This window comes from Pseudomonas maioricensis, from assembly GCF_022790535.1.
In the GTDB taxonomy this organism is placed as follows: Bacteria; Pseudomonadota; Gammaproteobacteria; order Pseudomonadales; family Pseudomonadaceae; genus Aquipseudomonas; species Aquipseudomonas maioricensis.
Genome location: NZ_LOHG01000008.1, coordinates 175,569 through 202,436, shown reverse-complemented (window position 1 = coordinate 202,436; position 26,868 = coordinate 175,569). Strand labels below are relative to the sequence as shown.

The window sequence follows — 26,868 nt, the reverse complement described above, 5'->3', positions numbered from 1 at the left end:
CAAGGAGTTGGAGGATATCCGCTAGGTCTCTCCACGGGCGCGATATAGATCGACCCACATGACTGCAACTTCGGGAGTGCTTGAAGACCTCCCCCGCTTGACTCGGGCGCTGAGACGCGCGGCATTCCACGCAAGCAACTTGGCCGGAGACCATGATCCATCGGTCTCCCCAAGCAGCCAAGCGCGTTACCGGGTCATCTTCTTGATCGTATCCTTGATCCGGAGTCACATCTTGCTCCTTGAAAATGGTGTCCTTACGCAAGCCTAGTTGGCCATTGGCCCTGTGCCATGGATGAAGCAGAAATGAGACGTGGCGCACACATTGCTGGGATGTAGGTCATTCCTCAAATCTCGGGCTAACCGCTTAGAAGTTGGTGATGTCGAGGATGATTAGACGCGCGGTTCCCGCCCGCGAACCCAAGTTCCCAGGGTTATCCACCTTTACCGTGCCCTGCTGGTGGATGCCATTGCTTGAAACGATGTTGGTCCCCGACCTGTAATGCAGGAGCGAGGCGTTTTGAGTGAGATAGGTGTAAGGCGCCGCTGGCTCCAGAGGATTCGCTCGCTGAAACATCCGGGTCCATCCAGTGCTGGAAGCGAGCACGCCATACCTGCGCTCAGGAGCCATGTTCAGATTTATGTTGCTGTTTTGGGACGGGCTGCACAGACCTTTGACGGCCATGTACTTCAGGTTGCTGTCGAACACCAGTTTTTCGTTGCCATCTCTCAACTGAAGCATGCCACCGGCATCGGCGACAGATGAGGGCACAGAGAGTACGTAGTAGTTAACCTGGTATCCGTAGTAAGCGCTGAGAAAAGCGATGCTCCAGATCCATGTATTGCCGGACCTCGTGTTGAAAACCTGAGCCACAGCCACCGATCCGCTTAGCTCGAGCACTAATTGAGGAAACTCATTCGCGCCACCTGTGTACGATATGAAATTCATATCGCTGTTCCCGCCGCTTCCGGGACTGTTGTAATAAAGAGTCAATATTCCAGAACTGGCGAGGCACATGTTGCTGTAGTTGTCGTCGATCAGAACCGTGTTCGCGTCGTTGATAACCTCAATGAGCGCCATTCAATACACCATGTAGGTTAGGAACATGGGCTGCGTCGGGGCACCCCATGACAATGTATTACCCACGGCCGTTACGCTCGGAACCCCTGTGGTCAATCCCGCGTCGGTGAGGTTCAAGGTGTAGAACATCTCCCCAGTGCGGAGCCCTTCGTTTATCAAGGACCCCGCGCCACTGATTACGAGGCTTCCCAAAATTCGCGGAACACGCCCCGCCATGTCGAATTGCAGCGAGCCGTCAGCGTTATAAAGCTCAAAGACTGGCATTAGACCTCCATCCGAATGCGGAGCTTGTTGTTCAGGTCATACATGTAAAGACCGGATTCGATCAGGCGGAACCGACCTTTCCCGCCTGAGCCGTTGATTTGCAACTCACCATTTTTGTTGAGCCGCCACCCGCTTACGCCATCAACGAAGTTCGTCGACTGGATGAACTCGCCGATCATCGCGCTGGTAATCGTGCCAACCCCAATGAATGCCGAATTCATGATCACTTGACCGTTTTGGATAACGAACGGGTAGAAGACCTCACTGGAGTTCGGATCAACGACGGCAAACCGGCTCGCGGCGATCAGCACTTGGCTGGTGATCTCGCCTTCGTCGTTCTCGACGCCGATACCGATACCGGCCATGTATGGCACGCCATCGACAGTGAGCTGGGTCTTGATGGTGTACATCGCAGCCAACTCGCTCTTCAGCGCGTCAACCTCAACCTGCGCGCCGCCACCTGAATCGATCTTTTCCAGCAGAAGTCGGCTCAGTTGGGTATCAGTGATTTGCCCGTTCAGGTAATCAAGAATCGGTTTTGCATCACTGCTGGCCTGCCCGTTGACCGGCCCATAGAACGCACCCACGTTACCGATCTTGTCGACGAGGCGAACCCAGAAGAAGAAAGACACGCCGTTGGCCAACCCCATAATGGTCAGGTCTGTCTGCGGATAGGCGTAATCCCCGAACTTGGTCGCTGACGACAGATCGCTATTGGTGCCGAACCATATTTCAGAGCGCTGCAGGTCCGCGGTGCCGAAGCCAGCTGGGATAGTCCAATTAAGCTTTATGCCAAAGACGATCGGGACCGCCTCGAATGCCGTCACGACAGGCGGCGGCGTGGTTTTGCCGTTGAGCACCGTCTCGACCGAAGTGGCGAAGATCGAGGCGATGTTTAGCGAGTTGACCGCCTGAACCTTGGCCACGTAGCGCCCGGCGTAGATCCCGCTGACCTCTACCGACGTCGTACCGGTGCGACCCGCGTAGATCCAGTCGCCGTCATTCTTGCGCCAGTAGACCTCATAGGCGATCGCGCTCGGTGCTGCCGCCCACTGAATCGTCATCACGTTGACCGTGCTGCCCTGGTCAACGAAGTTCGCATTGCTGAGAACAATGTCGGTGGGTGGCTGCTGCACGCTCGGCGGGATGATTGTGATCGGTGGTGACTCGATCTTTGCGCCCTTATCGATCGCGGCGTATTTGGAAGAGTTGTGCTTCACCGCACTGATCGCGAACCGCATGTTGTCGTCCGAGAAATCCTCGGCAATGGACATGATCCGGAACTGCTGAGCGACCAATTGAGGCGAATCAATTGCCCACATTGAATGCATCGGCGGCAGCGCCTCGAGCGGCTCTACCAGCGTCACTTGCTGAACGTCGGACGGGAACCCCGTGGTGTCCATGGTGATGGTGCCGTTGTCCCATGTGATCCCGGTGGCATCCCACGTCAGCGGGTAGCCGACAGAAGCGATCTCGCGAGAGACTGCTTTGCCGGTCGGCATGATCAGCGTGATGGTGTCACCCGGGTATGCGGTTACGTCAGCATCAAGCACCAACGACTCCAGCGTCGAAGAACGCAGGCGACCACCAATGCGGCGCCCTGCCCGGTCATTATCTGCGACCCGAATTATCTGGCCTGGCCGCGCAATCACGCCATCCAGACCAACAGAGAACTGAACGCTTTCAGTCTCCAGCCGGTTGGTGAGCAGTGCCCACTTCCCAATGCGGGTGGCCTGCGCCTGGGAGGTGCAGCCGGTAGCGGTGATCTCTGTTTGCTGAATGCCATAGCGCTGAATGCCGTCTTGGTCGTCAACGTACTGGACTTTCTGCCGGTAGAAGTCGGTCGGGTCGTTCCAGCTCACCAGTGCGACGGTGTAACGCGTCTTCTTGGCTGAACCGCTGTAGACGAATTTGCCATCGATCACGTTTGCGTTGGAGTAGGTATACACCGGGTCTTCCGGCATATCCGACGACGTGATGACGGATCCAGCGCCCCAGTAGGAAATCCCCCTGAAGGTGGTCGCCAGATCCTGCAGGACCTTCAAAGCATCGGCGCGAACAGTCAGGTAAAGGTTGCAGGTAAAGCGCGGCTCAGTGCGGCCCTTGCCGTCCGAAACCATCTGGTCGCAATACTGACCGATCCGGTACAGCTCCCACTTATCGACCTGCGCGGCATTGAGCATGTGGCCAAGGCCGTAGCGGTAGTGCAGCAACAGGTCGTAGTAGATCCACGCAGGGTTATCAGTCCAGGCAGGCTTGAAGCTGCCGTCCCACACGCCGGTATAAGCACGGCTGTCAGGATCGTAGTTGGATGGGACGCTGATGATCCGCCCGTAGCAGTCGAATGATCTTGTCGGGATGGTTTGGAACTGGGACGCGTCAAATCGGGTACCGATGTATGCAGATCCCGGGTAACGTAGCTTCGCGTCAATGATGTCTACGAACGCATCGACCGTTGTGGTATCTCCAATCGAGCCGGTGGTGCTGTCAGGCGTAGTGCGAATGACTCGGACAGTCCAACCACCAACAGCCGGTGGCAGCTCGATGCGGTGCGAGCGCTCGTACTTTGAACTTGTTTTACCTGTGAAGGCAGAGTTGACCTGAGGAACAAAAGGCCCGCCATCCGTGGATAGCGAGATGGTGTAGCTGACGCTGTAGCCGTCTGTATTGCCGTTCGACGTATCTGTCTGGAAGAGCCTTGACGCTGCCAGGCGGATTCGGATCGCCGATAGCTGCAAGTTGTTGATCGCATGAGTCCACGGCTGCTGCTGCGTCAGGGCGACACCTACAGCCGTCTCGCTCTCAACGGCCGGAAAACCCTCCATGTAGGTTTGGTCCTGACTGCCGTAGCGGTAATCGATTTTCAGCCCGCCGAAATTGAGCGTGCCGTTCTGATTTGCGGCCGGCGTTTCGCTGAGGAATACCGACCGCTCCCCACTGACAAGTCCGCGAATCTCCCCCTCACTGATCAGATCGAGAATTCGACCGAAAGCAATGCTTTGGAGGCTGTCGGGGGATTCAACAGGAGGCTTGGCTTTGGACTCGCCGCCTTTAAAACCAACGAGGGCTTGAGCAGTCATGACTTTCCTTCAGGCGAAAAAAACCCGCTCAGTGGCGGGCCTTGGGATTCTGGGGCTGATTACATCTGGTCTTCGGTGTAGATACCGGCGCTGATGACGGCGCTGCCTACGATCATGCGGCCATAAAGAAGCGGCACCGGATTGCCTTGGGCTGTCGTGTTCACTGGGCCGTTGAAGCTATAACTGGGCCGATTGTCAGGTGAATCCTGAGAGCCCAGGCCTTTGGCTTGAGGGCTGAGCATCTGAAGCACGCCGCCGATGGCAATTGCGGCACCGAACTGGATCAATGCAGGGTTCTGCATAATGCCGCCGACAACGATAAGTACAACCCCAATAATTGTCTGCAAGAAGCCAGCTCGTTTTGAGCCTGCCAGAACTGGAACAATGCGTATCACTTCACGGCCGACAGGCTTTCCGAGATCGTCTTCTCCAATGTTTTGCTTGCCCACAAAAACGGCATACCTGATACCGCGCGCGGCGCTTTCTATCATGTGCTTTTCAAACCCCTTGAACTGGCGAAAATATCCCATCAGCCCATGGATCGACGTTCCTGGACTGGTGCATATAGGGTGCTCTCGCTTTCCGGTTAAGCCTATCAGCGCACCCGAAACTACTACTGTTTGCATTTTGTCTACTGTCTGCGACATTGCTTCCTCCGCGCACAAAAAAACCGCCCGGAGGCGGTCTTTAGTTTTTTGATTTCATTTCGTTCGAGTTAGCCTTAGATTTCCATCGGAAGGCAGAAGAATCCTATACGCCTCTTCTTGGCCGACTTTCAATTCAGAGCTTTGAGAGGTCGCGATGTTCGGGCACAGGCCGCCACCCGTTTCAAGTCGGAAGAAGTAGGAGCCAGCAGGCAGTGCCAAGCGAATAAACTCGCCCTGCCTTATAGCAAAGACTTTCACATTGTTAACAAACACATCGTGGCTGCAGCCTGAGCCGTAGTAGCCCGAATCTCGCAGGAACACTACCGTAGCCTGTCCGTCCTTGTAGCCAGATGAGCCCGCGACCATGCTCGACTGATAAATCCTCTCTAGTGGAACAGGCTTTGCGTCAGCCTCTGTCACCGGAGAAGTTGAACAGCCTGCGACCAGTGCCAATAAAGCAGCAGCAATCAATAATTTCACGTCGTTCCCTCGCTTGGATTTGCGGCGACTGTAGCACCAGCCAGAGGCTGCCCTAGCCCCGCCTAGCGATACCCACACAAAATTTAGTAAAAAATAAAATTTGAATTTATTTCTGGCTCAAGTAACGGCAGATCATTAAGCCAAAGGGACAACTATTTGAAGTCCCTCAGAATGCGCTCTGTCCATTCGACATCCAGCTCTTGCAGTCTTTTTTCATCAACGCCTATCTTTCGCCCAATGCGTCGGTACTCTGCATGCCCTAGAGATTTTGCTAGCCGCCAAGCGCGAAGAAAGCGCGACCTGCCCCTCAACCGGTAGAATTCGGTTTTGAGACGTTTCTTATTCAAGTGGCCGGTTATCTTTTTTGCATCTGCTGCGCTTTTTATATCTGACGGAGGCAAGTCTTCAAGCCGCACAGCCTCCGCCCATAACATATCGATAATAATTAAAGATCTGCGACGGATACCATCGTGGTATATGAGCCAGTCTTGCATGTATCCACGAAGATCAATATGCAGCCTTTGCTGATGATCGGGCCCCAAACGGCCGTAGCCTCCGTAGTCAGTCCGGCCATCCAAAAGAGACCGGAGAGGTCTGCTATGCCTGAGGAGTTCGGTCCCGAATATAGGGTAGGCATCCTCGATTCGAAGCTGCCCCTGAAGTATTCGCAACGTAACCTCGCTCAAGATCGAGCTGATCGTCCGAACGGAATGTAGCGCCCATGGATCTTGCTCATATGCGCTGCTCGCGCTTACTGCAGCCTTAAATTTTTCAAGCTCTTCTTTGCTAGCGACTTGGTAAAAATCATCAGGATCCCTACCTAGAAATACAACTGCTGCCCACTGTGCAGCGCTCTCCGCCCATCGTCGGCGATAAACCTCCGCGAGGTCCAGCCTCTGCTGACGGCGTTGTGCCTGCAATACAATGAGTTGTGCGCCCCCGACTATCACCAACAAGACAGTAGCCACTGCGGTCAGGATGGCCGACCACTCCATTTGTGTCATTCAGGTATGCTCCTAGCTTATATATTAGGAAGGGTATCGGACCAAAAAATGCAGTTACCAGCAGCACAACAGTTAGAGAGGCCCGGGCTGCTGACCGAAGAACGCAAGGCGCCAAAGCTACTTTTGATGATCCGAATGCAAAAAGCCCAACCCAGCCCAGCGTTGGGCTCAGCAGCACGAGATCAATTCAACTGCTTGGGGTTTTGGTACGAGGCTATTGCCAGCTGAGCAAAGGAAACCGGCAAAGACTTATCTTTGGCTTTGCCCTTTAGATACGTTTCGAACTTTCCTTGGCCTATGTAAGTTTCCCTGAACCAGCGCCGGAATTCACCTAAAGCCGATTCAGGATAGCAATTCGACTCTTGAGGATTGGACAGTGCCTGCGGGAAATACTCTGGGTAATTATGGGCAAATTTCTTTCTTTCGCCGAATTGATTTTCCAGCGAACCATCTTTCCAGTACCGCCCCCAGTGCTGCCCTACGCTGATATCCGGGACAAAGCTACTGTCAATATGCAATCCGCTCTGGCCGAGATGCAGAACCATGTCCGCTATCTCCTTGAAGACTCCAAAATAGCCAGCGGGTGCGGCGTTATAGACCAAGGACATTCGGTCGTGAAATTGCTTCCATTGAGCCGGAACGTGGTTTTCCGGATCGTACCCTACTTGGGTGTAAATGAAGTCGCGTAATGCCTTTCCGGCCAGAAGCCTGAAATTCATCAGGGCTTCTTCTTTCTTATTTATGCCCGCCTCGAAGGCGTAATACTCAAGAAACGCCAAGCACACACCGTCAGGGTAAGCGTGAAACGCCCCGGTCTTATCATTGATAGCGGTGTAGGGAGAGGCGTAGGAGAGTCCGTGAGACTGTAAAAGCGATTGAATTTTAACCACAGCAGGCCGACTGGAGTCCCAGTCGTTAGCTAAATCCAAAATCGATGTATGCTGTATCCCACATAGCCGTGCCAATCCTCGCGCTGTGAGAAATGGCGTGCCGTCTGACAATACGCCCATCCCAATCCCATCTATCTCAACCTGGGCGTCGATGGCAAGCGGCATCTGGGGGTTCACGGTGGTGGGCAATTTGGCCATAAAACATAACATCCTGTTGATTTATAAGGCAATTAGGGTGGTGTGCAAGGCCAGTCACTCCGGAGCATAAGGCCAGGTGCCAGCTTATCACCCATAATAGATCTTGCCACAACCTGCTCACACTCTATCTATCCAGCCGGAACAGCACCAAAACCCCGCCGAGGCAGGGTTGATTTTGATTAGGTATATCTACGCGGCGTCGAGGCCGAGGGTCATTTGCAGTTGGTCTCGCCAATAATCTACCTCATGAACAAGTCTGGGCTTCTTCCAGCGAAACGCCGCTAGCTCCTTGCCACTGAGACTGGCAACCTTTTGAGCGCTATCCAGAGCGCGGCAAGCGCGCTCGAAGTTCTGTTTTTCATTTAGCTCGCCGTGAATTAGTGCGTCGATGTGCAGGTCGCACCAAACAGCGAAGTCATCGTCGAGCCAGCGAGCGAATGCGACAGCTAGCTTGGGATGAAGCCATGTGCCCGGCGTCCTTCCGCCACGATCGGTAGCGATAAGGCCAAAGTGGGATAATCCCTCCTTGACCTCGATGTGTAGCGCCTTCGCGAGCGCAGCTATATAGCGCTCGCTTGCTGGAAGCCTTACCCATTCCGCAGGCTTTTTCCCAAACCACTTTGCCACGTCAGTGGCATTGATCCAGCCGTCGCTATTGAAGCGGACGGGCTGACCCTCATAAGCAAACGGGATAATCGCTGAATTCATGCCGCCTCCTCCAGCTCAACCGAATAGCGTGTTGGCTGCTGCATAGCCACGCCAAGCCCGGTCAAAAATGAATTCAGCTCACCGAGTCGATTACGCAAACTGCGAACCTCAAACCAAGCGCCTTCGATGTCGTAGCCGTGATCGCGCAATTCACACAGAATCTGTTCGCAAAGAGAAGAGTCCTGCGGCCTAGAGCAGAGGTCGTGCATGCTCACATCAAGCCAAGCCCGACCATTGCCACGATCTGTGAGCATATCCGGGCGGCGCTTTGTCAGCGCCTCCAGTGGAAAGTTGATGCTCAGTCGATCAGCCCTTGATTGCTCAAACTCCCTCGCGATGAACTCGCCTTCAAGGGCATATGCCGCGACAAAGTTGCACGCGTCAGCCAAGCATTCAGCAGGAATGAGCGCAGTACGCTGAACATTGAATCGCGAGCGAAGGCGGCTCTTCATGGTGTGGCGGAAGCTGCGCTGCATTACGCGAGGCACCGAATAGGCTTTCTGGTCAATGACGCGATCCAGCACGACTTCACCGCTGCTGCCGATTACAGCGCCGACCAGGTCCCCCACCAAAGCTTCAGCACTCACAGCTAAACGCTCAGCCATACTGTTGAAGGCCGCGATGTAGCCTTCCTTGATCGCGGCGGCCGCTTTCCCTGTAAACCCCATGACCAAGAACATGAAGCCGTCTTTGGTCATGCTCCATTGTGGTAGACGGCGGCCGGAGCCATCCACATATTCACTGAGCGTAAAATTGCGCTCAGTGAATTGCAGCGAGCAATCAAGACTTTCCACCTTGCGGAGAACATCTTTGTGCAGCTTGCCAAAAGCGTCCGCTACATTTTGCGTCGTAGTGAAGACCTCGCCATTGCGGGCCTCCACGAATTTGCGCATGTCAACTACTGTGTTAGTATTCATCTCGTGAACTCCGTCGAAAGTTTTCACACCCGAGACCCTGGCCTGCAAGCCGGGGTTTCTTCGTTTTAGGCTACTGCCTGTTTGCTCTGCTGCATTTCCCGCCATTTCAACCCCTCCTCGATAAGCATCTCAATTTCAGTATTCAGGCTGCGTCGGTAGATCTCTGACTGAGCCTTTGCGGCCTCTTTAACGTGCGGCCTTAGGCGCAAGGGATAGGGGGTGATGGGTGTCTTCGCTGCCATGATTGGCTCCTTGTGATATGAATCTATTAGATGCCATCAACTCAATGACGTCAAATAGATTCTTTGATCTCAAAACGAATCTATTTGCATACTCCATATACACCTTTACCCCTAGGACCAAGATGAGCGAGAAGATCCAGCCGACCGCCTACCCGCTGCGGATGCCCCTAGCACTCCGGGAGATGCTCGAGGAGTCCGCTCGAAAGACAAAGCGCAGCCTCAATGCTGAAATCACAGATCGCCTCGAAGAAAGCTTCGAGTCTCCGCATCTAAAGCGAATGGGGCTGGGTGAGCTAGCAGACGTTCTGATTGAAATGGGGCGGGAGAACGGGTTGTCCGTTGAGGTAACCTTCAGCCAAAACGCTGACCATGCCAGTGATTCCGATGCCTCAGCCCCTTCGCTGATGCCCATGACGACAAGTATCAAGAAGGATGCTCTGCTCAGAAGTATTGATGAGCCTCTTATCTCCAATCTCAGCGAGCAGACCGGACAGGAGATGAGCGACGCGATTCGTCGCGCGTTCATGGCCCTCGAGGAGGTAGATAGGATGGTTGCTCTCAGCGCCACCCCCAAAGGTCCCAAGCCTCGCAAACGCTATACCAAGAAATAGTATCCACAAGGTCACCCACGGTGATGCTGTGGGATGTGCGCGCCGCAACTGCATATCAACCATCACCATTATGGTGACAATAGACAGACCCGAACGCATCGGGTCTGCTGCAGCCCTAAGCTAAAATTATGGGTAATTACTCAGCGACTACCCTCCTCTCCCTCACTTACGAGGAACATTCAATGATCGACCCAGCGACAGCCATGACATTGTCCTCAGCCTTTACAAGCGTTGTTGGCCTTATAGGGCAATTCAAAAGCGGCAGAGATGCGGCCAGTGGCTCCGACTTCAATGACTTCATGACCTGGCTAGTCAAATCAAACCACCACGAAATCAAGTCGATGATTGAAGCAAATCACACGACGACCATTGGAATTAAGGCAGTATTAGGTCAACAAAGCAGCGAGTTAACTGCCGTACTGGGTCGCTTGGATGACATGCTTACCGCTTTCGCGAGCACATTCGCGGGATTTTCGGATATCGGCGCAGGTCTTAATCCGTCCTCGGTCATCTCAGACCAGGCACTAGATATTTTGCGGCAGTTTGAATCTCTCGGGGCCAGCACCGCTATCGAGATTAAGCTAAGCGGCCATACTCTGTTGCAAGCGGCGAGCGGCGGAAACATCAAATACGAAGATGCTCGTTTTCTTGAGGATGATCTACGCACACTGGCGAGACTGGGACTGCTTGAGCTTGACCGCAATAAATCAGGAAATAGAGTATTCCACTACACCAGAGCTGCGAGCGCGCTAGTGAAATCCACAGCTTGAGCCCATATCAGTACCTGACCTTCCCTTAACAGCTCTGAAAAGGGTTAACCATGCTCCAATTGAGGAAGATCAGTTCTCAGCGGGAAATCAACAGCATTTTGCTTCAAGAGCGCTATTACAAAGGCTCCAGCCCTAAGACACACGATTTCATTGCGATGTCGGGCGATTTTGAAGCCGGGATTCTAATCTATGAGGATTGTGCAGATACCGAAGGTTTGATCTACGAAATTTTCGTACTTAGTGAGTTCAGAAAGCGCGGTGTCGGAAACTGGATTCTGTCTCGAGCAGAGGATATCGCGGTTGAGTTTTGCCACACGAAGATCCGGCTCGACGCAAGAACTCTGGATCGTGATGAAATGAGTCACCAAGACCTAGCCACTTGGTACCAAAGCAAAGGTTATGTCTGGTTCAACGCTGAGACTGGCAGACTTGAGAAGGCGGTGTAACACCTATCCTGGTATCTGACTTTACCTATCCCGCCTTGCCATACATAGGAGCCCAGCGTGTACGAACCCACCCTCACCTTCAAACTACTCGGACACACCAAGCGAGAAGATGGCTTGATTGGGCGCTATCACTTGGAAGTGACCGACACTCGAATCGACAAGACCGCGACGATCTCTGTCGAGCCCAGGCACCTAGCATCGGCCCGAAGTATGAAGAGAATTCTGTTAGACCGGTGTATGTTCTACAGGGTAACGCGCGCCGAGCACGATCATATGCTACTCAAGATCCTTGACCCTCAATTTGAGGCACTGCAAGAGTAGCTTGCCCCGCTGGTGCTTTTTTACAATGGCGCAACAATCGAGAACTTATCATGACAACTATGGCAGGAGCCCTTCGCAGCTTCGTTGAACAAGCAACAACCGGTGTAACAAGGAGACAAATCAAAGACCATATCGAAAGTAACTTTCCTGGTAGATGGACCCCTGGCACATTCAGCGCTCACCTGTATGCCTGTACGGTCAACAACTCCAAGGCATACATCCATCACAAATGGGCTGACCGATTCCTCTACCGGTCTGAAGATGGACAATTCCACCGGTACGACCCCGAAATCCATGGAGTGAATACATGGGCTCCGTCGGCTGAGGGTGAGCAGGATGGATTTGAAACTGGCGATGATTCCAGTATCGAGGAGCTTGTAGAAACCTCCATCACCTTGGAGCGGGACGTCGAAACCTATTTGGTTCGTAACCTCGATAGCATTGAGAAGGGGCTGCGTTTCGTTGATCGCCAAGTCAATATCGAGGTCGGCCGCATCGACATACTCGCAGAGGACGCTGCAGGTCGCCGGGTCGTCATTGAGCTGAAGGTCGGCCAGGCGAAAGATTCTGCAGTTGGCCAAATTGCACGCTACCTCGGCTGGTACGCCCGACGCGATGGAACACGACCTCGCGGGATGCTAATTGCAAGCGACTTTCCAGACGCAGTCCGGTACGCCACTGAGGCAATACCAGACCTAACGCTTGTGCAGTACAGAGTGCAGTTCGCCTTTGACTCTGTTGCGATCGACGAATAGAAATTCCCGTAAAAAGCCTGGTCCTCAGGCTTTTTTAATGCCAATCAGATGCAAAAAGCCCAGCGCGGGGCTGGGCTTTTCTTATCGATTTGTAGCTAGCTGATCATCAGGGGCGTCCTGATAAGCGTCTTGATCTGTGATCCTTGTGACCTTTTCAACCTCGGCCTTTACTAGTTTTCCGGCTCTAGTTTTTGTGATCAGGTGAAGCATTACCACCTTGCCACCCCACTCAGCCTCTTGGATTACGTCAAGAATCTTGTCGGTAACAAACGAGCCGTCTTTTGGAAGCGTTGCCGTGATCTCATTTTTCCGGAGCACGTCGTATAGGGACAGCTTGTATTCAGTTTTTGACCTGTGATCAACACCGCGAATCATGAAGACGCTTGCAGACCGGTCCTCAACTGAAATATTCCGGGGCGTATTGCTTAGCTCATCTACTGCAGCGCCCGACACCTGAACCCCCTGAACATTGATCGAATCGGAGTCCTTGGTGGCAAAAATGATTTTGTTATAGGTCCCCGCCATGTGTTCAGATATTGTCTGAATCTGTGGCGTATGCTCCGCCACCATATTCATCAACACTGCATAGCGATCTGAAGAGCCTTCGGATGCCTCTTTGACGAGCTCGAGCGTCTTCATTCGCTCAGCTCGCTCGGCGTCCGACTCAAGCTTGGCCAGCTCAGCCTTCCTTGCTTCAGTCTGGTGGTCTAGGTGGTAGTTGAAGCCCAAGGTGCCGAACCCCATAGCCCCCAGCGCAAGAAAAGTAATCAGTTTGTGCCTAGAATCCATGGCTTTGAAGCCCTCGCATAATCCAGCAGTTATCGCTGTCGCTTGTTCCTCAAGCTTAGCTACGAAGCCAGAACTTCCTTCCCCTACTTTAACGAGGATCTTCAGATCATCCCGATCTGCGTTTGTGAGCCGTCTACTCGAATCCGAGTAGCGCACCAGTGCAAACGATTTGTTGATTGTCTTTTGGAGATCTAGGAATGACTCCATCAGCTCGGGAGTTATCGTTGAATGATAGCGCTCGCCTTTGACGTGCATCTCGAATCTAGGCCAGTCGTCGAACTCGACCTCAGGCACCGTTGCATCTGGATCCCGTAAAAGGGTCTCCAACAGAGCCAGTGCCGATTCATCATTCCCGATTACTAACGCTCCCATCCCAGGTCTCCCCTCCATAATGGGACGGGAAAATACCATAGTGCCAGCATAAATACCTAAAGATGGTGTCGGCCCTGCGCATCGCTATGAGGCACCTGTCCACCCATCCAGCGTGGATGGAAAGCCAGTGGCGGTTGGCGATGCTCAGTAGTAGCTTCTTGCCCTCACCAAGCCTATGGACAGGTATGCCATGAAGCACGACATCGGGACCGATCACTTTCAACGCTGGCCCTATATCGCAGAGTCAAGGCCAGACGGGGACCATAATAATGGCGCCATCGACCTGGTGGCGGAGCCTCATAGGCTTGCGGAGATTCACGAGGCAACTGAAGAGAATGGGCTTAAAGACTTTCTAGAATCCATGAACAAACCGGACCGCCCATTTATGACTTTAGGCTGCGCTGCCGGTTATCTGAACAGCACCTACTGCACGTATGTCGAGTTCACACCTCGCAATCAGAAGCTTGCACAGGATATTAAAGTAATCCACGACGTACATCGTCAGTGGCTGCGGTGGTCAATCGAGAACTGCGCCGCGCACCCAGGCCTTGCGGATGCACTTCGTCAAAGTGTGGAATGGGCATATCGGGAATTTTCATTCCGTGGAAGCGATCCGCAATATTTAATAACCATTTACCCCCGGACTCGCTCTGCTCGCGATCATGGCTTGATGATTTCATGGGTTCACAACTTCCTCTGTACTCTTGATCTGGAAAACTTGGGTGCTGATCACCTAAAGTAGGGGGGCCCTCTCTGCCTTGCCTTCGGCAAACGTCATATCACAACTCCCCACCACAAGCTCCGCCGTAAGGCCGGGCTTTCCTTGGTATACCTTACGATAACCAGTCCCACCCGGCCCTACCTTCCCCTTGAATGTCAGTCTGTCGATTTCGATCCCGCCATCCATTATGGCGACCTCGACTGACGCGCCGCAGATAAGCCCGCATTGGTGCGTAAATAGATTGTTGATGACGACGTCATAGCTCTGATTTGCTTGCATGCAAATCTCCAGCGGCGTGGCCGCTTTATATCGTGGACCGGCCATCGCCGATGTATCGCCAATAGCTGACCGTCACTTCCTGAAAGTACCCGCCGAAGTTGTCGCGCTTGCTGTCCCTGCCGTACAGGTGGTGCAGGATGGTGCCAGGCGCTGGGTAGTGCTCAGGCTCAGTCTTCAAGACACCATCAGCCAAGTAGATGCCGGCGTGATTCGGCACCGTTGACCGGACCTGCATCAGCACTATGTCACCGTGCTCGGGCGAGCCTACGCGCTCGAATCCTGCCTCAGGCAGGTGCTCAAGATAGAGATTGCCGCCCCGCTCCCACCAGCCGTCCTCGCGGTCGTAGTTGCCGAGCTCGATGCCCATCTCACGACGGTAGAAGTCCAGGATGATGCTCAGGCAGTCGTGCACGCCATGGGCAAACTTGCGGCCAATCAGCGGCGTCTGGTAACCGGTGGGCTCAAGGCTGGCCATCTGGCCGATACGCACCTGGTCATCGTCACCTTTGCGGACCTCGATGATGTGCCACGGCAAGCCGGATGCCTCGCAGGACGCCCGGTCCGCTTCGCTGGGTTGCGGTGGACAATCCGGGTGGCTGTGAATCACGGCAAGAATGGTTCCGCGATCCTCGGCCGATGCATAGTCCTCAGGCGAAAGCCGGAAGTGCTCACTTGGGCTACTCGCCGTGTTTCGGCAAGGCACGTAAAGCTGCTTGCGGCTCTCGCGGATGACCAGGCCGCAACACTCACGCGGATACTCGGCCATGGCGTGCCGCTCAATCGCGGCGATGGTTGCCTTGTTCATGTGGTCACCTGATTAGTCCGGCAGCCGGGAAACTGCCGTAGGGCAGCGGGTTGTTGGCACCAAAGCGCAGCTTGCAGCTGGTCAGCCTGCCGCCGCACTTGTCGAAGGCCGCATCAGTCACGATGATGTCGTCGGCATCGGCGACTGGTGGACCGTTGTACCCGCAGTACGGGCCACGGTAACCACCACAGCTCAGCCACCAGCAGACGTTCGCCACGATCTGCCGTCGAGGAAGCTGCACGCCCATGAAGTCGAGCGCGCTGGACAGCTCAAACTGGACCGTTTCCTTGTCCTCGCCTGACTTGCGTTCGACATACCAAATGTCCACCGGGATCTCTTCGTCCGGGTCGGCTTCGGGCTGACCATCAAGATATCTGCCCAGCGTCCGGTGCCGGATCAGCTTGGCACCCACCAGATCATCGAAGTACAGCACCAGCGCTGTGATGAACCCGCCGACGTTGCCTACTGAAAGCGTCGGGGAAGGCTGCGTACCCTGCCCGGTCATTTCGAAGCCTTCAGCCTTGATCGGCCATGGGGAGTACTCGTGCCCCTGCCAGAAGATCGAGGCTTCTTGCGGGTAGCCGTGGAAGCGGTACAGCTCAGCGCCCAGCGCGGTAGCATCAAGCTCGAAAAGCTCCACCCACGCGCCCGGCTCCAGGGTCTGGATATCTGCGGTAATTGGCATTGGATTTACTCAGGAGGAGTTACAGCTCTGGTGCGGCTGGAGCAGAGCTCATTTCATCGCTGTATGTTTCTGGGACAACAGGCCATACCGGATCGTGAGGCCACGTGACCTGAGTCGGCATGCGGCTCAGCTTTAGGCTGTAAGAGTTCCAGGCTTTCAGTTGCTTCTGCCGAATCGGCAGTTCGGTAATCTCAGCATCTGTGGGCTCTATGTACTCTTCACTATCTGAATCTTGGCCGTTAATCGCATAATCCAGCGTATTGACGATGCCAGTAAGAGCAGCGACTTGGGCATTCGCCTCTTTTGTCAGTCGCAGATGCTCCAAGTTGGCCTTAGCCAGTTTAGACTCGTAACTCTCGTACCAATGGCCCAGTGCAAAATCCCAGACGAACCCGATATCAGGCCGTGCTTCTGGCACCTCCACGGCATTCTCATCGTCAGGCTCAGATCCGTCCCAAGACCCAAGGTATCCCCCCGTTAAACTGTGCGCATAATATTTCTGCACCATTATGGTTTCTCCACCTTGATAACGATCCTCCAGCTGGCGGGGGTCATCACAACGCCGCCGCCACGAGTTCCTTTTTGAAGTATCGACAAAACATCCGGCATGAAGACGGTCACGTTAGTGGCATCTGCGGAGTACTGCATTCCGTACTCAGTAGAGGAAGCAAAAAGCCGTGTTGAACATTTGATTGTGTCGCCTACCCCGTAACCATACTCAGCAACTTTGCAGACGTAGGAAGCCTCAATCGTTTCGGGCACGACTCCGAGACCGTGAGCCCAAACAATGAATCCCCCGGACGCCACTGTTTGCTCGGCAGACTTGACGAGTTTGTTGCGCTTCCCAGCGTCGGAGACTTGTAGCGCGGTAATCGATGCCTGTTGATTCGCATAACTTGTGGCAAGCGCACCTGCGTCGGCAGTGCCTGCATTGACCACAGCGCCGAACAAAACTACGCCCCAAACCCCAACAAAGTGCGTAGGAAAGGTTTCTGTACCGGTACGAACACTCCCAGATGCGTCGAAATCAACATCCGAACTACCGGCAAGCTGCCCAACACTATTAGTGCTGCCTCGAGTTGCGCCTCGCTTAAATGCACCAGAGACGATCCCGCCGTTAGCGGCCGATCTCAATGTTCCCGTGTCGAGAGCAGGTGTGAAACTCCCCGTGATGTTCTGGATCTGATCCCGTCGAATAGCACCAGGTGCAAACCCAAGCGTTCCATCAGGCCTAAACATCGCCGGACCAATTGAACCAGCTGACTTACCATTGAGATCGGGCACCCTGATTTGATCGTTGACTGAGTCATAAGCCCAACAGGCACGCTGTGCAGGATCCGACAACCACAGCGCGGGAGTTGTGACAGCTACAGTCGGAGTCGAGCTTTGAAGGTTGGCAACTACTTGCGGGTACTGCGCGAGGGCATTTCCAATCAGTTGTCCATCTCCGAACGCAACTCCCGGCACAACAGAGTTTCGGCTAGACAATTGCCTCATTTCGCCAAATACGTTGTTGTTCACTGATGAGGCTGACACCTCAACAAATACACCATTCTTGAATCCGTAGGTCTTGCCGTCGGTGACCGACGGAAAGGCAGGCATGAAGCCGGGATCGGTAATATTGGAGACCGGATGCTGGGCAGCGCCGCGCTTCCCGACGTGTGCGCTGATCTGGGCCTGCAACTTACCTAATCCAGTCAACACAGTGTCGGTAGCAGCGATTACTGTAGCGCTATCGAGCACTAGGCCAGCCAATGCGGCGCCGAGAGTTCGGGCGCTGGTCCAGTACTTGTTCGTAGCACCTTCGGCCAGGCCGTCAGTGGTTGTAGCTATCGCGCCGACCTTCGCCTTTTCGACGTCGGTGAACGGGTTAGTGTCCGGATTCGACTCATACAGGCTCTTGACCTGCGCTGCCGTGATCGCATCCGATGAGCCACCCGCCAGCCACACGCTATCGGTGCTGTCCCAGATGTAGCGAACTGCATCCGCGCCAGCGGTATCAACATCGGCATAGTCGCCCGGTACGGGCGCAGCGACACCGACGACCAGCGCCGCAAGCGTGGCGAACGTTCCGCGAAAGTGTGGCGACTCCAGTCCTGCGAGCTTGGTCTTCTCGCCTTGAGTGAATGAGGTTTCAGAAAGGCCGAGGCCGTCCACCTTGTCGACCTTGGCCGCAATCAACGCTGCTGCATCCAGCGCACGCTGATCAAGATCGGCAAAGTTCGCGTTGATCTTCAAGCCACCGTCACGCAGGGATTCGCCGTTCCCATCGTTCGCCGTCTGGCCGATGTTGATTGGTTGAATACTCATGGGTGGAAAGCCTGTTCAAAGGTTGCGCTGACGGTCCAGACGGACGCGCTGACGTTGCGGAGCTGGTAGGTTTTGCAGCGATACAGCAGGACTTCGCCCATGGGCTCTGTCCAGTTGAAGGCCGCCGCCCCGCCTTGGCGGTCGAGGAACGCCATGATTTCCTTGCTTCGGGCTTTGTCACCCGTGAACGTCAGTGGCCACGACTGCGACTTGTTGTTGATGCCGTCCTTGGCAACCTGCTCGTACCCATCACCGAACTTGGCTGATTTGGTCCGAAACGCAATCGAGGCCGTCGGCTCCTTATCGGGCCGCCATGTGAATATATCTGCCATTTTCGGCCTCTAGCCTTGGTTGTTGAGGATCTTCCAGATACGCCCACCCGGCTGGGTGGAGCGCGAAATGGCCTGCTCGGCCTCAGTCTTCGCAACAGACTGAATGGCTTTCCCCATAGCTGCGGAATCAGCCTGATTGGATTGAGATTGATCTTCAGGGACCTGCACGGATACAGCGACGGGGAAGTTGTATGTGTTGCTCGACGCCCCAGCACCACCACCTAAGGCGCGAACGCCAAGTTGGCCACCCGCAGTCCGGGTCAGAGGCATGATCGCCTCCGGACCTGCCTCACCCATAACACCGGTCTTGCCGCCCGCCATACCAAAGGCAGTCGGGTTGCTGACGATGCTGTTAGAGAAGGCCGCACCGTTGGCAAACATCTGAACGCCGCCATTCCAAGCACCGCCCAGTGCTTGAGGGAAGGCAACACTCCCGTTGCTTGCATCGAACTGGCTACCGAAGTTAGAGGCCCCTGCTTGCGCCCCGCCAGCAGTGGCAGCACCCGTAGCGCCTCCGCCGCCAGTGAAGTACGACGTAGCCGCGCCAACAAGCGAGCTCAACAGAGCCGAGCTGGCCTGTCGGGCCGCGATCCGAGCCATATCAGCGAGAATCGACTTAGCGAAATCAGCGAAGGACAGCTTGCCGGTTAGGGCGAAGTTGACGATCGCGTCTTCCATGCCGCTGAAGGCACTGGTGAACAAGCTTTTCGTCTGCCCAGCCACGTCGCGCGCCGACTCGATGTAATTCTGGAATGCCGACGTTGCGCCGTTGCTCCAGCTGCCCTGCGCCTCCGACATCTTGTCGTAGTTGCTGAGCGTGGTTTCGGTGAGCTCGCGCTCGCTTTGGTTGATGGACTCAAGCTTTTTCTGGTACTCCTCGGCACTCATGTTGCGCGAGGCGTCAGCCTTATCCCGCGCCAGATCCAGACGCTGCTGGTTGGCCCGGTCAGCAATGCCATCAAGCGAACCGTTCAGCGATGCCTGGCGGTCACCCTGCCCAACACCTTCAGCGGCTCGCTGCCCGGCAAGCCGCAAAGCGTCGTTCTGACGGTTTAGCGCGTCCGTGTAGTTGCTGATAGCAAGAGCTTGCCTATCGATCCGCCCCTTTTCCTCATTGGCCAGAACTCCAAGCTTAGTTTCCGACTCCTGCTGAGCCTTGACCATGCTGGCTCGGGCGTCGGCAATCTTCTGATCAAGCTGGAGGCGCTGCGCGGCTGAAGTGCTGGCCTTGCCCTTGGCTGCTTCCAATGCTGCGATTTCGGCTTCGTAAGCTGCCGCAATCTCGACCCGCTCCTGCTCGACCAAAGCAACCCTTTGGCTGCTGTAAGACTCGGCCGATAGCAGACCAGCCTTTTGGGCTGAGTCAAGTTCCTTCTCGATGTTCTGGTAGTAGCTGAGGACAGACTTCAGCTGATTCTGAGCATCGTTGAACACCGACAAATCGACGGCGCTGCTGGCTGTCTTCGGGTCCTTGTTTTTGTCAGCAATGTTCGCCAAGCCTTTGGCAACAGCCGCAGGCTGGACCTCTGCCGCGTTAGGGTTGGCTGCCCTGATTTTCTCGACGTTGCGCAGGTACTCAGTGGATAGCTTCGTGCGCTTTTCTTCGTTGGTCAGGCTCGCGTCGTTGGTCGCCTTGATGGCGATACTGGCGCTGATGGCCTCCTTCTGAATGCGCACATTGTCGGCCTGGAACTGGCCTTTGGCTTTTTCCGCCTCGATCTGAAGATTTACAAGGTTCAGCTCAGCCTGGATGGCGTCTCGAGACTGACCTCCACCGCCGCGAGGGCCGGCACCGGTATTGGTCGCGCTCGCCAGAGCCTTTTCAAGCACCGCCCTTCTGTCGTCCAGCGTGCTATCTCGACCAATTTCAAGGGTGGCATCCAGCGCGCCTTTGGCTGCATTTTTAATCGCAAGCCAACCGCGCTCGATATAGCCGAGGTTCTGCGTGATCTCACTTGCCCGGGTCTGCACAGCATTTGCGTAGGTATCGGTTAGCAACTTGACCGCGCCTACTTCATCGCCTTGCGACTTGAGCGCAACGATCTGGGCGTACACGGACTGGGTTAGAAAACCGTATTGGTCGTTCAGATCCTTCGCGGCGGCCACGGGGTCCTTGCCAATCTTTACGAACTCCGCAACGGTTTCAGATGCGGCCTTGCCTGTAGCATCCTGCATGGAAAGCGCAGCGCGAGCGATATCGCCAAACGAATCCGACGCCACTTTGCCGGATGCAGATAGCTGCACCAGCACCTCGGCGGCAGCACCCGTAGTACCAACGGTTGCCGATATCTGTTTAGCCAGCGTGGCAAGCTGTGGTGCGCTCGTGCCCGCAGCGTTCCCGGTTAGGATCAGCGAGTTCTGAAAGTCAGTGGCTTCCTGAGATCCTTTGTAATAGGCAATCCCCAAAGCCGCCGCGACTGCGGCTGCCACGGTGAAAGGGTTGATCAGTCCGACGACATATCCGCCTAGCGCTTTGGCTGCCGGACCGATGCCGCCAAACATATCTTTCAACTGCCCGCCTTGCTGCAGCAAAACAGTTAGCGGCGCCTGGCCGCCTTGCAGCGACACGGCGATATCCGTGAACTGAGCAGGAACGCCACGCAGCGCAGCGGCTGTTTGCTTGGCGGTGTTGCCAGTCCGGGTCAGGCTGTCATCAAAACGGCCGAGGTTCGCCCGGGATTGATCGATCTTCGCCTGGTATTCGCTGAAGGTAGCGGCATCCAGACCGACGCCTTTGTGCTTGGCGAGCTTGGCTTCCAGCTCGTCGAGTCGACCAAGGGCTTTTACCGTCGGGTCAATTTCCCCCAACAGGTCGCTCAGTTCATCTTTTTGCCTTTTGAACGACTCCGTGGTCTTGTCAGCACCCTTGGACAAGCCCTCAGAGGCCTTCTCTGCTCGGGCACCTGCTGTCGTGAACTTGTCGAGATCATTGGAGGCCTTCGCAACGTCAGACGTATCAATGCTTATGCCGAGCGATGCAATGTCCATAACTCACCTTCAATAGCTGCCCTAAACCACGGGCCTTATCTAGACTCGCTCATAACGAGCATGGCTTGGGCCTCCATGACACGTATGTCCTGGAATGCTTTGGTGGTGTCGGTTGGTTTCATGCCCAGCAGTTGGGCGACAACGGGGATAGCGGTGTAGTCGAGGCCAATCGGCCCACCCATCCCAACACGCCATTGCGTGGACATTGCTTCGAACAGGAGGAAAGCAGGCCAGATGTCAGGCCATACCTCGAACTCAACATCGGGAATGTCAGCCTTGGTGAGCCCGAAGGCTGCGAGGTCGGCATCCGATGGGCCCGGCTCATACAAGGCCCTGGACGCCGCAATCAGTTTCCCAAACGGGCCGGGTTGTACGCGCTTTGGTAGGCCTCCAGCACTGCCTGAGGTGCGCCAACGCAAGTGGTGACAAGCGCGGCAATGGCGTCGTCATCAAACTTGTCGTCGAAGGCCCAGTCAGTAACGATTTCCTTGATCTGGGAAACCTGCAACTCGATCTCGGAGGCCGTTGCCTCCTGCCACGACATGGCGTCCTCCTTGACCTTGGCAGCATGGGCGTCGCGGGCTTGGTTCCACTTGTCGAACAACGCCGACAACTCCAGGCGATTCAGATAAGCGAAAGTGAACTCCACCTCAACAGGCTCGCCGCCAACGCGCGGGATGCCGACCTTCGCCGTGAAGGTCGGAGTCTGAGCAATCTTGATCTTCGCCATGGGTTACGCCGCCGCCTGATAACGAGTCGGGCGCGAGGCCAGCGACAGAGTGATGGTGCGGGTCATGATGTTGTTGCGAGACAGCGACGGCGTCGAAGTGATCGAGATGTAAGCGTTGTAGTAGATCTCGGAGCCATTCGGCAGCTTCAGCCGCACTACGCGGGCTTCCTTGTCCTCGTCTGCGCTCTCGCAGATCGGCACATAAGGCAACAGCGGGTCATCCGCGACGGTGATCGTCATGCTGATCGGCGACTTGGTGGTCGGCAGTTGACGGTCGTCATCGTCTTCCAGGAAGCCGAAAGTGGTGAACTGTTGGTCCCCGCCGCTCGTAGCCACTTCAGTGATCTGCGCAATCTGCGCCCAGGCACTCACAGTGCGGACGGAGCCAACACCGGCACCAGCCGTGTAGACATTGGTCTTGGTGGTGTCGATGCCTTCCAGCCCGAACGAGTCTGCCAGCGCAGCGTCAACGCGGGCCACACGGTCATTCAGGCGAGTCCAGCCGGAGGTAACGACGATGATGTCACCGTCTTCCAGGCTGTGACCTGCCGCCTGAACAACGGCAGGCTGCGCGTTGCTGATGGCAGTGGCTAGCACGGCTGCGCTGAACATAGATGCAATTTCCATGATCGCGCCGTTGGGGAGCTTGAACGCCATTGGTGTTTCCTCTTTTCAGAAATGAAAAAACCCGCTCAATGGCGGGTTCAGGGTGTGCCCAATGGGCGGGTTAGAAAGTGTCTGCGCGATACTGGAAAGAAGTCGGCATCGTCGTGGTGGTGTCGCCTGCGATTGCTGATGCAGTCGATAGCGGTGATCGGACGTAGACGGTAAGTCCGCCCTGTGTCAGGTCGAGGTTGTTCGGGAACACTGCGCGAAGCTCGTCAGCGATGGCTGACGCCGCCCCTCTGCCATTCCCGGCAGCGGTCACGATGCTGACCTGAAACACACCAAAAAAAGCGGTGTGAGCCCCCTCCAAATCTTGGCTGTCTGTGCGTGCCGGCAGCAAATACGCTTGCAAATACGTGCCGCCGTCTGATGGTGGGGTAAACGCCACGTCTTCAAACGCGATCGGCAACTTCGGGCTTCTCGCATTCGCCCAAGCATTGAGGCGGGTTTCAAATGCCGCCCTGATCAGTCGGTCGCTCATTTATCGAGTCCTGCCACAGCGTCATTGACGTAGGTCTGCCACTCGGTGACAGACACCCGGACCATTCCTGCGGGCGCTTGCCTCGACCAGCCTTCGTATTCGAGGCGCGGACCGTATGGAAGGTTGTTCATCAACCAGATTGTCCCTACCTCACTATTGAAAGACTGAATCATCACCGCCGCACTACCCTTGGCCTGAGTGCCGCGAGGATCGATTATCTCCAGTTGGCCTGCCTCCGGAACGTCAAAACTTACTTGCCAGTTTCCACGAAAGCGGCCGCCTACGTAATCCTTCCCTGAACTCAAATCCATGCCGTCTTTAATCAATCGGCCCGGCCTGAGACGCCCTCCTTTAGTGAGGTTTTCAGGGCTACGTCGCGCCTCAGTATTAAGCCGCTTGACCTCGTTGTTATATTCAACTGCCACAGCATTGGATGACCAAAGTTCAGGATTGCCCACTGGGGAGCGATCAATCACTGAATAGGCTAAGTCGAGTGAAACCTTCTTCACTACGGTTTCCGCATTAGCCCTGGCTTTCTCCACGAACGCTTTGAGGTCAAGGCTGAAGCTCATTTTCTGGCCTGCACACGGAAGCCGACTGCAAGACCGGCGTAATTCCAAGGATCAACGCTTTGGATGATGTAGGTGTCGCCGTCAAATACGATGGCATCGAGACTCCTGGGTTGCGGCATGTCCTCACCCGTGAGAAGGATTGGGGATATCAGGATTTTGAAGTCACCCTGTTTGATGCGGGTGCCGTCGATGTCCGACTGCTTGTAGGTCTCACGCAAACCCGATCCATCGAATCGCTCCGTGGCGTTCGATGCCCCTCCAGTTTCGGGGTCGTACTCGCCCTGCGTGGTACGGATAAGCGTCAACTCAAGCCCCTTGCCACCTGCGGAGCGCGGCGCGAGTAATCGGGCCGATGTGGCCTTGGCTCGATCGTAGATATCTGGCATAAAGCGCGCCCATTAACCGTGGATTCAAGGGTTACAGATGCTGGAAGTTGCTAAAGCTGTAAAAAAGATCACAACTTTGAGGCTGCACCTGCAGCTGTCAAAGCCAATATCTGGCTGTATGAAAACAGATGTCGCGAACCTTCGACATGAGCTTGTCGTCGTACTGCAACCGACTAAAACATCTCATCGGAGTCAGGGGTTCATCGACAGAATCCTGCCAGCTGGAGACCTATTCAGCGACGAGGCTGCCGAAGCGATCGACATGATTGAGGATGCGCTACTGGAGGGCGTTGAAGCCCGAGGCGAACTGCTGAAACTGGCAATGGGGCTTTAGCCGCGACTCAGCTTGATCTGGCCGGAGGATTCAACAAGGCCAGCGAACTGCGCATACGACTGACGAATCGCAGCAGGCTTGCTTGCAGAGGTCTTGGCCGATGCATAGGTGGTGCTGAGCGGGCCAACAGTCTCTGAGACAATCGCGCCCATCTTGGTGTCTGGGTCGACCAAGTCGTCAGCGTGAATCTCAGCCGCCAACGCCATCTGCCCGGCCTTAATCTGCGGGGGTATGCGGTCGTAATCCAAAATAAACCCGTTACGACAAACATCCGCGCGAGGCCATTTCAATGGCTGGTCTATATGAACCACGTTACCCTTCCAAGACATCGCCTCCATTTGCAGGGCTGAGCGGCGCAGAAGAACTTCCTGCGCCACTTCCTCGACAGGAATGATCTTCCCGTAATTGGCGGCATATGTCGCAAATTCGGCGGCGCTGGCATAGCTCTCTGCGCCAGCTACAACGCTGCCATCTTCGATAACCAGCGCCATGATTTACTCCGCCGCGTCAAGAAGAGCCTGAAGGTCTGCTTGGCTAGCGCTGTCGTCGAAGGCAATACCCTTCTGAGTCAACGAAGCCTTGGTGGCGTCCAGCAGATCTTTAGCAGCCTGTTCGTCCAGAGCCTTTTGCTCTTTTTGCGTAAGCTTCTTCTCGCCGTACAGGGTATGAACATCTTTGTCGAAATCGGATTCATTGATGATCACGAAGTCACCCTGACTCTTGTGCCAGGACTTAACCTTCACTGTTTTGTCGCTCATATCGATCTCCCGCAATGGTGCGGCCGACACATGTGTGCTGGCCGCTGATGGTTTAGCCGAGAAGCGTGGCGATGTGCTCGGATTTGACTGCCTTAGTGCCCCATGCCAGCGATACTTCGTACTGCATCTGGCGGTACTGGGCGTACATAGCCACTTCGAATGTCAGGCCGCTCACAGGGTCGGTGATCAGCATCCGGTCAATAGCCGAGTCACCCTGCGGAGGCAGCGCCGGTGCGCGCGTAGCCAGCGCAATTGCCGACCGTGCGAACGCTGCACTGCGAGTGCTGCCGGTGATGACGGTTACCGCGGTAGCTGCGGCCGGAATGGCTTTACGCAAGCCCGGCGAGGCCAGAGTGATGACGCCGCCGTTCGATACATCAGCGTCACCTGCTGCCACCACATACTTACTGTTGTCGCCTGCAAAACTGATGATGTCGCCCGCCAATACGCCGCCGGTACCAGCCGACGCAAGGGTGATCGCGGTCGCGCCCACTGCATAGCCGGTGGTATTGGTGGTTGCCGCAGCGGCGCTACCGACCAGCGGAGTTTTGACCTGCGCAGACTCGCGGATCGCGAAACCGTGAACATCCAGCAGCACACCGCGACGCAACAGGCTGTCATCGTTGGCTTCGTTGGCCTTGGAGAGCTGGGTCAGTGTGCGCATGTTTGCGCCTGCCGACGTATCGATGACCAACTGCAGATCGCCCAGCGGCGCGCCGTTGTCCGAAAGGATGCGGCGCATCTGGGCGCTGTCTGCCAGGTTGGAAGCGAACGGCGTGGTGCCAGCGGTGCCGTAAGCGCGCGAGGCGCTGATAGCGACAGCAGCCAGATCCGCTTCAACTTCGTTGACCAGGGTGCGCATACCCTGCGCGATTTGATCGCGAAGGATGATGTTGTACGAAGCACCGTTGTTGTCGAGGCCCAGCTTTTCTTCGCCATTCCAGCGAATCGGCACTCGGCGAGCCTTGGTGATGGTCATCGACACGGAGCCGATGTTTTGGTCGCCGTCGTTTGGCGGGGTCACTGCTGGAACGATGTCGCTCGCAGTAGCGCCGTTGGTGACTGGGGAGGTGACGGTTTGGCCCACCGCCGCACGGTTATAGGTCATGTCGGACGAAACGGCAGGGATAAAGCCCACCAGTTCGCGCGACACGACATCAACTGCGTTGTACAGCGTAGGCACGAGGCCGGTCAGGTTGTTAGCCATTTGAAGCTCCTAAGGGATCAATGTTTGGGTGGTTTGATAGCG

31 protein-coding genes are annotated in these 26,868 nt (G+C 55.5%); 6 read left to right on the top strand and 25 right to left on the bottom strand.

Annotation, left to right across the window (positions count from 1 at the left end; genetic code table 11):
• Window positions 1-364 precede the first annotated feature (364 nt).
• The 9 genes from AUC61_RS14825 to AUC61_RS14785 all read right to left on the bottom strand — a co-directional run bounded on the left by AUC61_RS14825 (window position 365) and on the right by AUC61_RS14785 (window position 9,508).
• Window positions 365-1,078 (bottom strand): hypothetical protein, encoded by a 714-nt coding sequence (locus AUC61_RS14825; RefSeq protein WP_243247009.1) that lies wholly within the window; start codon window positions 1,076-1,078, stop codon window positions 365-367.
• 263 nt (window positions 1,079-1,341) lie between these two features.
• The gene (locus AUC61_RS14820; protein ID WP_243247008.1) at window positions 1,342-4,422 is read right to left on the bottom strand and encodes a TipJ family phage tail tip protein; all 3,081 of its coding nucleotides are present in this window, start codon (window positions 4,420-4,422) and stop codon (window positions 1,342-1,344) included.
• A gap of 59 nt (window positions 4,423-4,481) precedes the next feature.
• Window positions 4,482-5,069 carry a tail assembly protein gene (locus AUC61_RS14815; protein WP_243247007.1) on the bottom strand — a complete coding sequence of 196 codons (588 nt, stop codon included), beginning with the start codon at window positions 5,067-5,069 and terminating at the stop codon, window positions 4,482-4,484.
• A 54-nt stretch (window positions 5,070-5,123) separates the two neighbouring features.
• The gene (locus tag AUC61_RS14810) at window positions 5,124-5,549 is read right to left on the bottom strand and encodes a DUF2846 domain-containing protein (RefSeq protein ID WP_243247006.1); all 426 of its coding nucleotides are present in this window, start codon (window positions 5,547-5,549) and stop codon (window positions 5,124-5,126) included.
• A gap of 152 nt (window positions 5,550-5,701) precedes the next feature.
• Entirely contained in the window at window positions 5,702-6,553 is an 852-nt protein-coding gene (locus tag AUC61_RS14805) for a hypothetical protein (protein ID WP_243247005.1), read from the bottom strand.
• Window positions 6,554-6,735: 182 nt separating this feature from the next.
• Window positions 6,736-7,641 carry a BstA C-terminal domain-containing protein gene (locus AUC61_RS14800; protein WP_243247004.1) on the bottom strand — a complete coding sequence of 302 codons (906 nt, stop codon included), beginning with the start codon at window positions 7,639-7,641 and terminating at the stop codon, window positions 6,736-6,738.
• 189 nt (window positions 7,642-7,830) lie between these two features.
• Complete coding sequence (locus AUC61_RS14795; RefSeq protein WP_243247003.1) at window positions 7,831-8,349, bottom strand: KilA-N domain-containing protein; 519 nt, start codon at window positions 8,347-8,349, stop codon at window positions 7,831-7,833.
• A complete protein-coding gene (locus tag AUC61_RS14790; protein ID WP_243247002.1) occupies window positions 8,346-9,266 on the bottom strand; it encodes a Rha family transcriptional regulator in 921 nt (306 codons plus the stop codon). Before AUC61_RS14790 ends, AUC61_RS14795 begins: the two co-directional genes overlap by 4 nt.
• A 65-nt stretch (window positions 9,267-9,331) precedes the next feature.
• Entirely contained in the window at window positions 9,332-9,508 is a 177-nt protein-coding gene (locus AUC61_RS14785; RefSeq protein ID WP_243247001.1) for a hypothetical protein, read from the bottom strand.
• A gap of 122 nt (window positions 9,509-9,630) precedes the next feature.
• On the opposite strand from AUC61_RS14785, the gene AUC61_RS14780 reads away from it, so the two are divergent.
• The 4 genes from AUC61_RS14780 to AUC61_RS14765 all read left to right on the top strand — a co-directional run bounded on the left by AUC61_RS14780 (window position 9,631) and on the right by AUC61_RS14765 (window position 12,411).
• Complete coding sequence (locus AUC61_RS14780) at window positions 9,631-10,119, top strand: Arc family DNA-binding protein (protein WP_243247000.1); 489 nt, start codon at window positions 9,631-9,633, stop codon at window positions 10,117-10,119.
• 182 nt (window positions 10,120-10,301) lie between these two features.
• Window positions 10,302-10,889 (top strand): hypothetical protein, encoded by a 588-nt coding sequence (locus AUC61_RS14775; protein ID WP_243246999.1) that lies wholly within the window; start codon window positions 10,302-10,304, stop codon window positions 10,887-10,889.
• A gap of 50 nt (window positions 10,890-10,939) precedes the next feature.
• Entirely contained in the window at window positions 10,940-11,335 is a 396-nt protein-coding gene (locus tag AUC61_RS14770) for a GNAT family N-acetyltransferase (RefSeq protein WP_243246998.1), read from the top strand.
• Between the two features lie 371 nt (window positions 11,336-11,706).
• Window positions 11,707-12,411 carry an endonuclease NucS domain-containing protein gene (locus AUC61_RS14765; RefSeq protein ID WP_243246997.1) on the top strand — a complete coding sequence of 235 codons (705 nt, stop codon included), beginning with the start codon at window positions 11,707-11,709 and terminating at the stop codon, window positions 12,409-12,411.
• 81 nt (window positions 12,412-12,492) lie between these two features.
• Here AUC61_RS14765 and AUC61_RS14760 read toward each other — a convergent pair whose 3' ends face one another.
• Entirely contained in the window at window positions 12,493-13,572 is a 1,080-nt protein-coding gene (locus tag AUC61_RS14760) for a hypothetical protein (RefSeq protein ID WP_243246996.1), read from the bottom strand.
• 190 nt (window positions 13,573-13,762) lie between these two features.
• Between AUC61_RS14760 and AUC61_RS14755 the strand changes: the two genes are divergently transcribed.
• On the top strand, window positions 13,763-14,314 hold the full coding sequence (locus tag AUC61_RS14755) for a hypothetical protein (RefSeq protein ID WP_243246995.1): 552 nt from the start codon (window positions 13,763-13,765) through the stop codon (window positions 14,312-14,314).
• Between the two features lie 283 nt (window positions 14,315-14,597).
• On the opposite strand, the gene AUC61_RS14750 is transcribed toward AUC61_RS14755, so the two are convergent.
• The 12 genes from AUC61_RS14750 to AUC61_RS14695 form a co-directional block, all read right to left on the bottom strand.
• Window positions 14,598-15,377, bottom strand: coding sequence for a C40 family peptidase (locus AUC61_RS14750; protein WP_243246994.1), 780 nt, complete (start codon window positions 15,375-15,377; stop codon window positions 14,598-14,600).
• Between the two features lie 4 nt (window positions 15,378-15,381).
• Entirely contained in the window at window positions 15,382-16,062 is a 681-nt protein-coding gene (locus tag AUC61_RS14745) for a phage minor tail protein L (RefSeq protein WP_243246993.1), read from the bottom strand.
• A 19-nt stretch (window positions 16,063-16,081) separates the two neighbouring features.
• On the bottom strand, window positions 16,082-16,570 hold the full coding sequence (locus AUC61_RS14740) for a hypothetical protein (RefSeq protein ID WP_243246992.1): 489 nt from the start codon (window positions 16,568-16,570) through the stop codon (window positions 16,082-16,084).
• Window positions 16,570-18,372 (bottom strand): hypothetical protein, encoded by a 1,803-nt coding sequence (locus tag AUC61_RS14735; protein ID WP_243246991.1) that lies wholly within the window; start codon window positions 18,370-18,372, stop codon window positions 16,570-16,572. The genes AUC61_RS14740 and AUC61_RS14735 overlap by 1 nt, the downstream gene beginning before the upstream one ends.
• Window positions 18,369-18,704, bottom strand: coding sequence for a phage tail protein (locus AUC61_RS14730; RefSeq protein ID WP_243246990.1), 336 nt, complete (start codon window positions 18,702-18,704; stop codon window positions 18,369-18,371). The genes AUC61_RS14735 and AUC61_RS14730 overlap by 4 nt, the downstream gene beginning before the upstream one ends.
• A 9-nt stretch (window positions 18,705-18,713) precedes the next feature.
• Window positions 18,714-21,692, bottom strand: a complete 2,979-nt coding sequence (locus AUC61_RS14725) for a phage tail tape measure protein (protein WP_243246989.1) — start codon at window positions 21,690-21,692, stop codon at window positions 18,714-18,716.
• A gap of 35 nt (window positions 21,693-21,727) precedes the next feature.
• The gene (locus AUC61_RS14720) at window positions 21,728-22,021 is read right to left on the bottom strand and encodes a DUF1799 domain-containing protein (protein ID WP_243246988.1); all 294 of its coding nucleotides are present in this window, start codon (window positions 22,019-22,021) and stop codon (window positions 21,728-21,730) included.
• Window positions 22,022-22,038: 17 nt separating this feature from the next.
• Window positions 22,039-22,422 carry a phage tail assembly chaperone gene (locus AUC61_RS14715; protein WP_243246987.1) on the bottom strand — a complete coding sequence of 128 codons (384 nt, stop codon included), beginning with the start codon at window positions 22,420-22,422 and terminating at the stop codon, window positions 22,039-22,041.
• A 3-nt stretch (window positions 22,423-22,425) separates the two neighbouring features.
• Window positions 22,426-23,079 (bottom strand): phage tail protein, encoded by a 654-nt coding sequence (locus tag AUC61_RS14710; RefSeq protein WP_243246986.1) that lies wholly within the window; start codon window positions 23,077-23,079, stop codon window positions 22,426-22,428.
• A gap of 70 nt (window positions 23,080-23,149) precedes the next feature.
• A complete protein-coding gene (locus AUC61_RS14705) occupies window positions 23,150-23,569 on the bottom strand; it encodes a phage tail terminator-like protein (protein ID WP_243246985.1) in 420 nt (139 codons plus the stop codon).
• Entirely contained in the window at window positions 23,566-24,141 is a 576-nt protein-coding gene (locus AUC61_RS14700) for a hypothetical protein (RefSeq protein ID WP_243246984.1), read from the bottom strand. Before AUC61_RS14700 ends, AUC61_RS14705 begins: the two co-directional genes overlap by 4 nt.
• Complete coding sequence (locus AUC61_RS14695) at window positions 24,138-24,527, bottom strand: hypothetical protein (RefSeq protein ID WP_243246983.1); 390 nt, start codon at window positions 24,525-24,527, stop codon at window positions 24,138-24,140. Before AUC61_RS14695 ends, AUC61_RS14700 begins: the two co-directional genes overlap by 4 nt.
• Before the next feature lie 37 nt (window positions 24,528-24,564).
• Here AUC61_RS14695 and AUC61_RS14690 point away from each other — a divergent pair, with 37 nt between their 5' ends.
• Window positions 24,565-24,861 carry a hypothetical protein gene (locus tag AUC61_RS14690; RefSeq protein ID WP_243246982.1) on the top strand — a complete coding sequence of 99 codons (297 nt, stop codon included), beginning with the start codon at window positions 24,565-24,567 and terminating at the stop codon, window positions 24,859-24,861.
• On the opposite strand, the gene AUC61_RS14685 is transcribed toward AUC61_RS14690, so the two are convergent.
• Genes AUC61_RS14685 through AUC61_RS14675 form a run of 3 tightly spaced genes read right to left on the bottom strand, consistent with a single transcriptional unit; the run spans window position 24,858 to window position 26,826 of the window.
• Window positions 24,858-25,352: a DnaT-like ssDNA-binding protein gene (locus AUC61_RS14685; protein WP_243246981.1), complete on the bottom strand. Its 495-nt coding sequence runs from the start codon at window positions 25,350-25,352 to the stop codon at window positions 24,858-24,860. The genes AUC61_RS14690 and AUC61_RS14685 overlap by 4 nt on opposite strands.
• Window positions 25,353-25,355: 3 nt before the next feature.
• Window positions 25,356-25,619, bottom strand: a complete 264-nt coding sequence (locus AUC61_RS14680; RefSeq protein WP_243246980.1) for a hypothetical protein — start codon at window positions 25,617-25,619, stop codon at window positions 25,356-25,358.
• A gap of 52 nt (window positions 25,620-25,671) precedes the next feature.
• Window positions 25,672-26,826, bottom strand: a complete 1,155-nt coding sequence (locus AUC61_RS14675) for a major capsid protein (RefSeq protein ID WP_243246979.1) — start codon at window positions 26,824-26,826, stop codon at window positions 25,672-25,674.
• Between the last annotated feature and the right edge of the window lie 42 nt (window positions 26,827-26,868).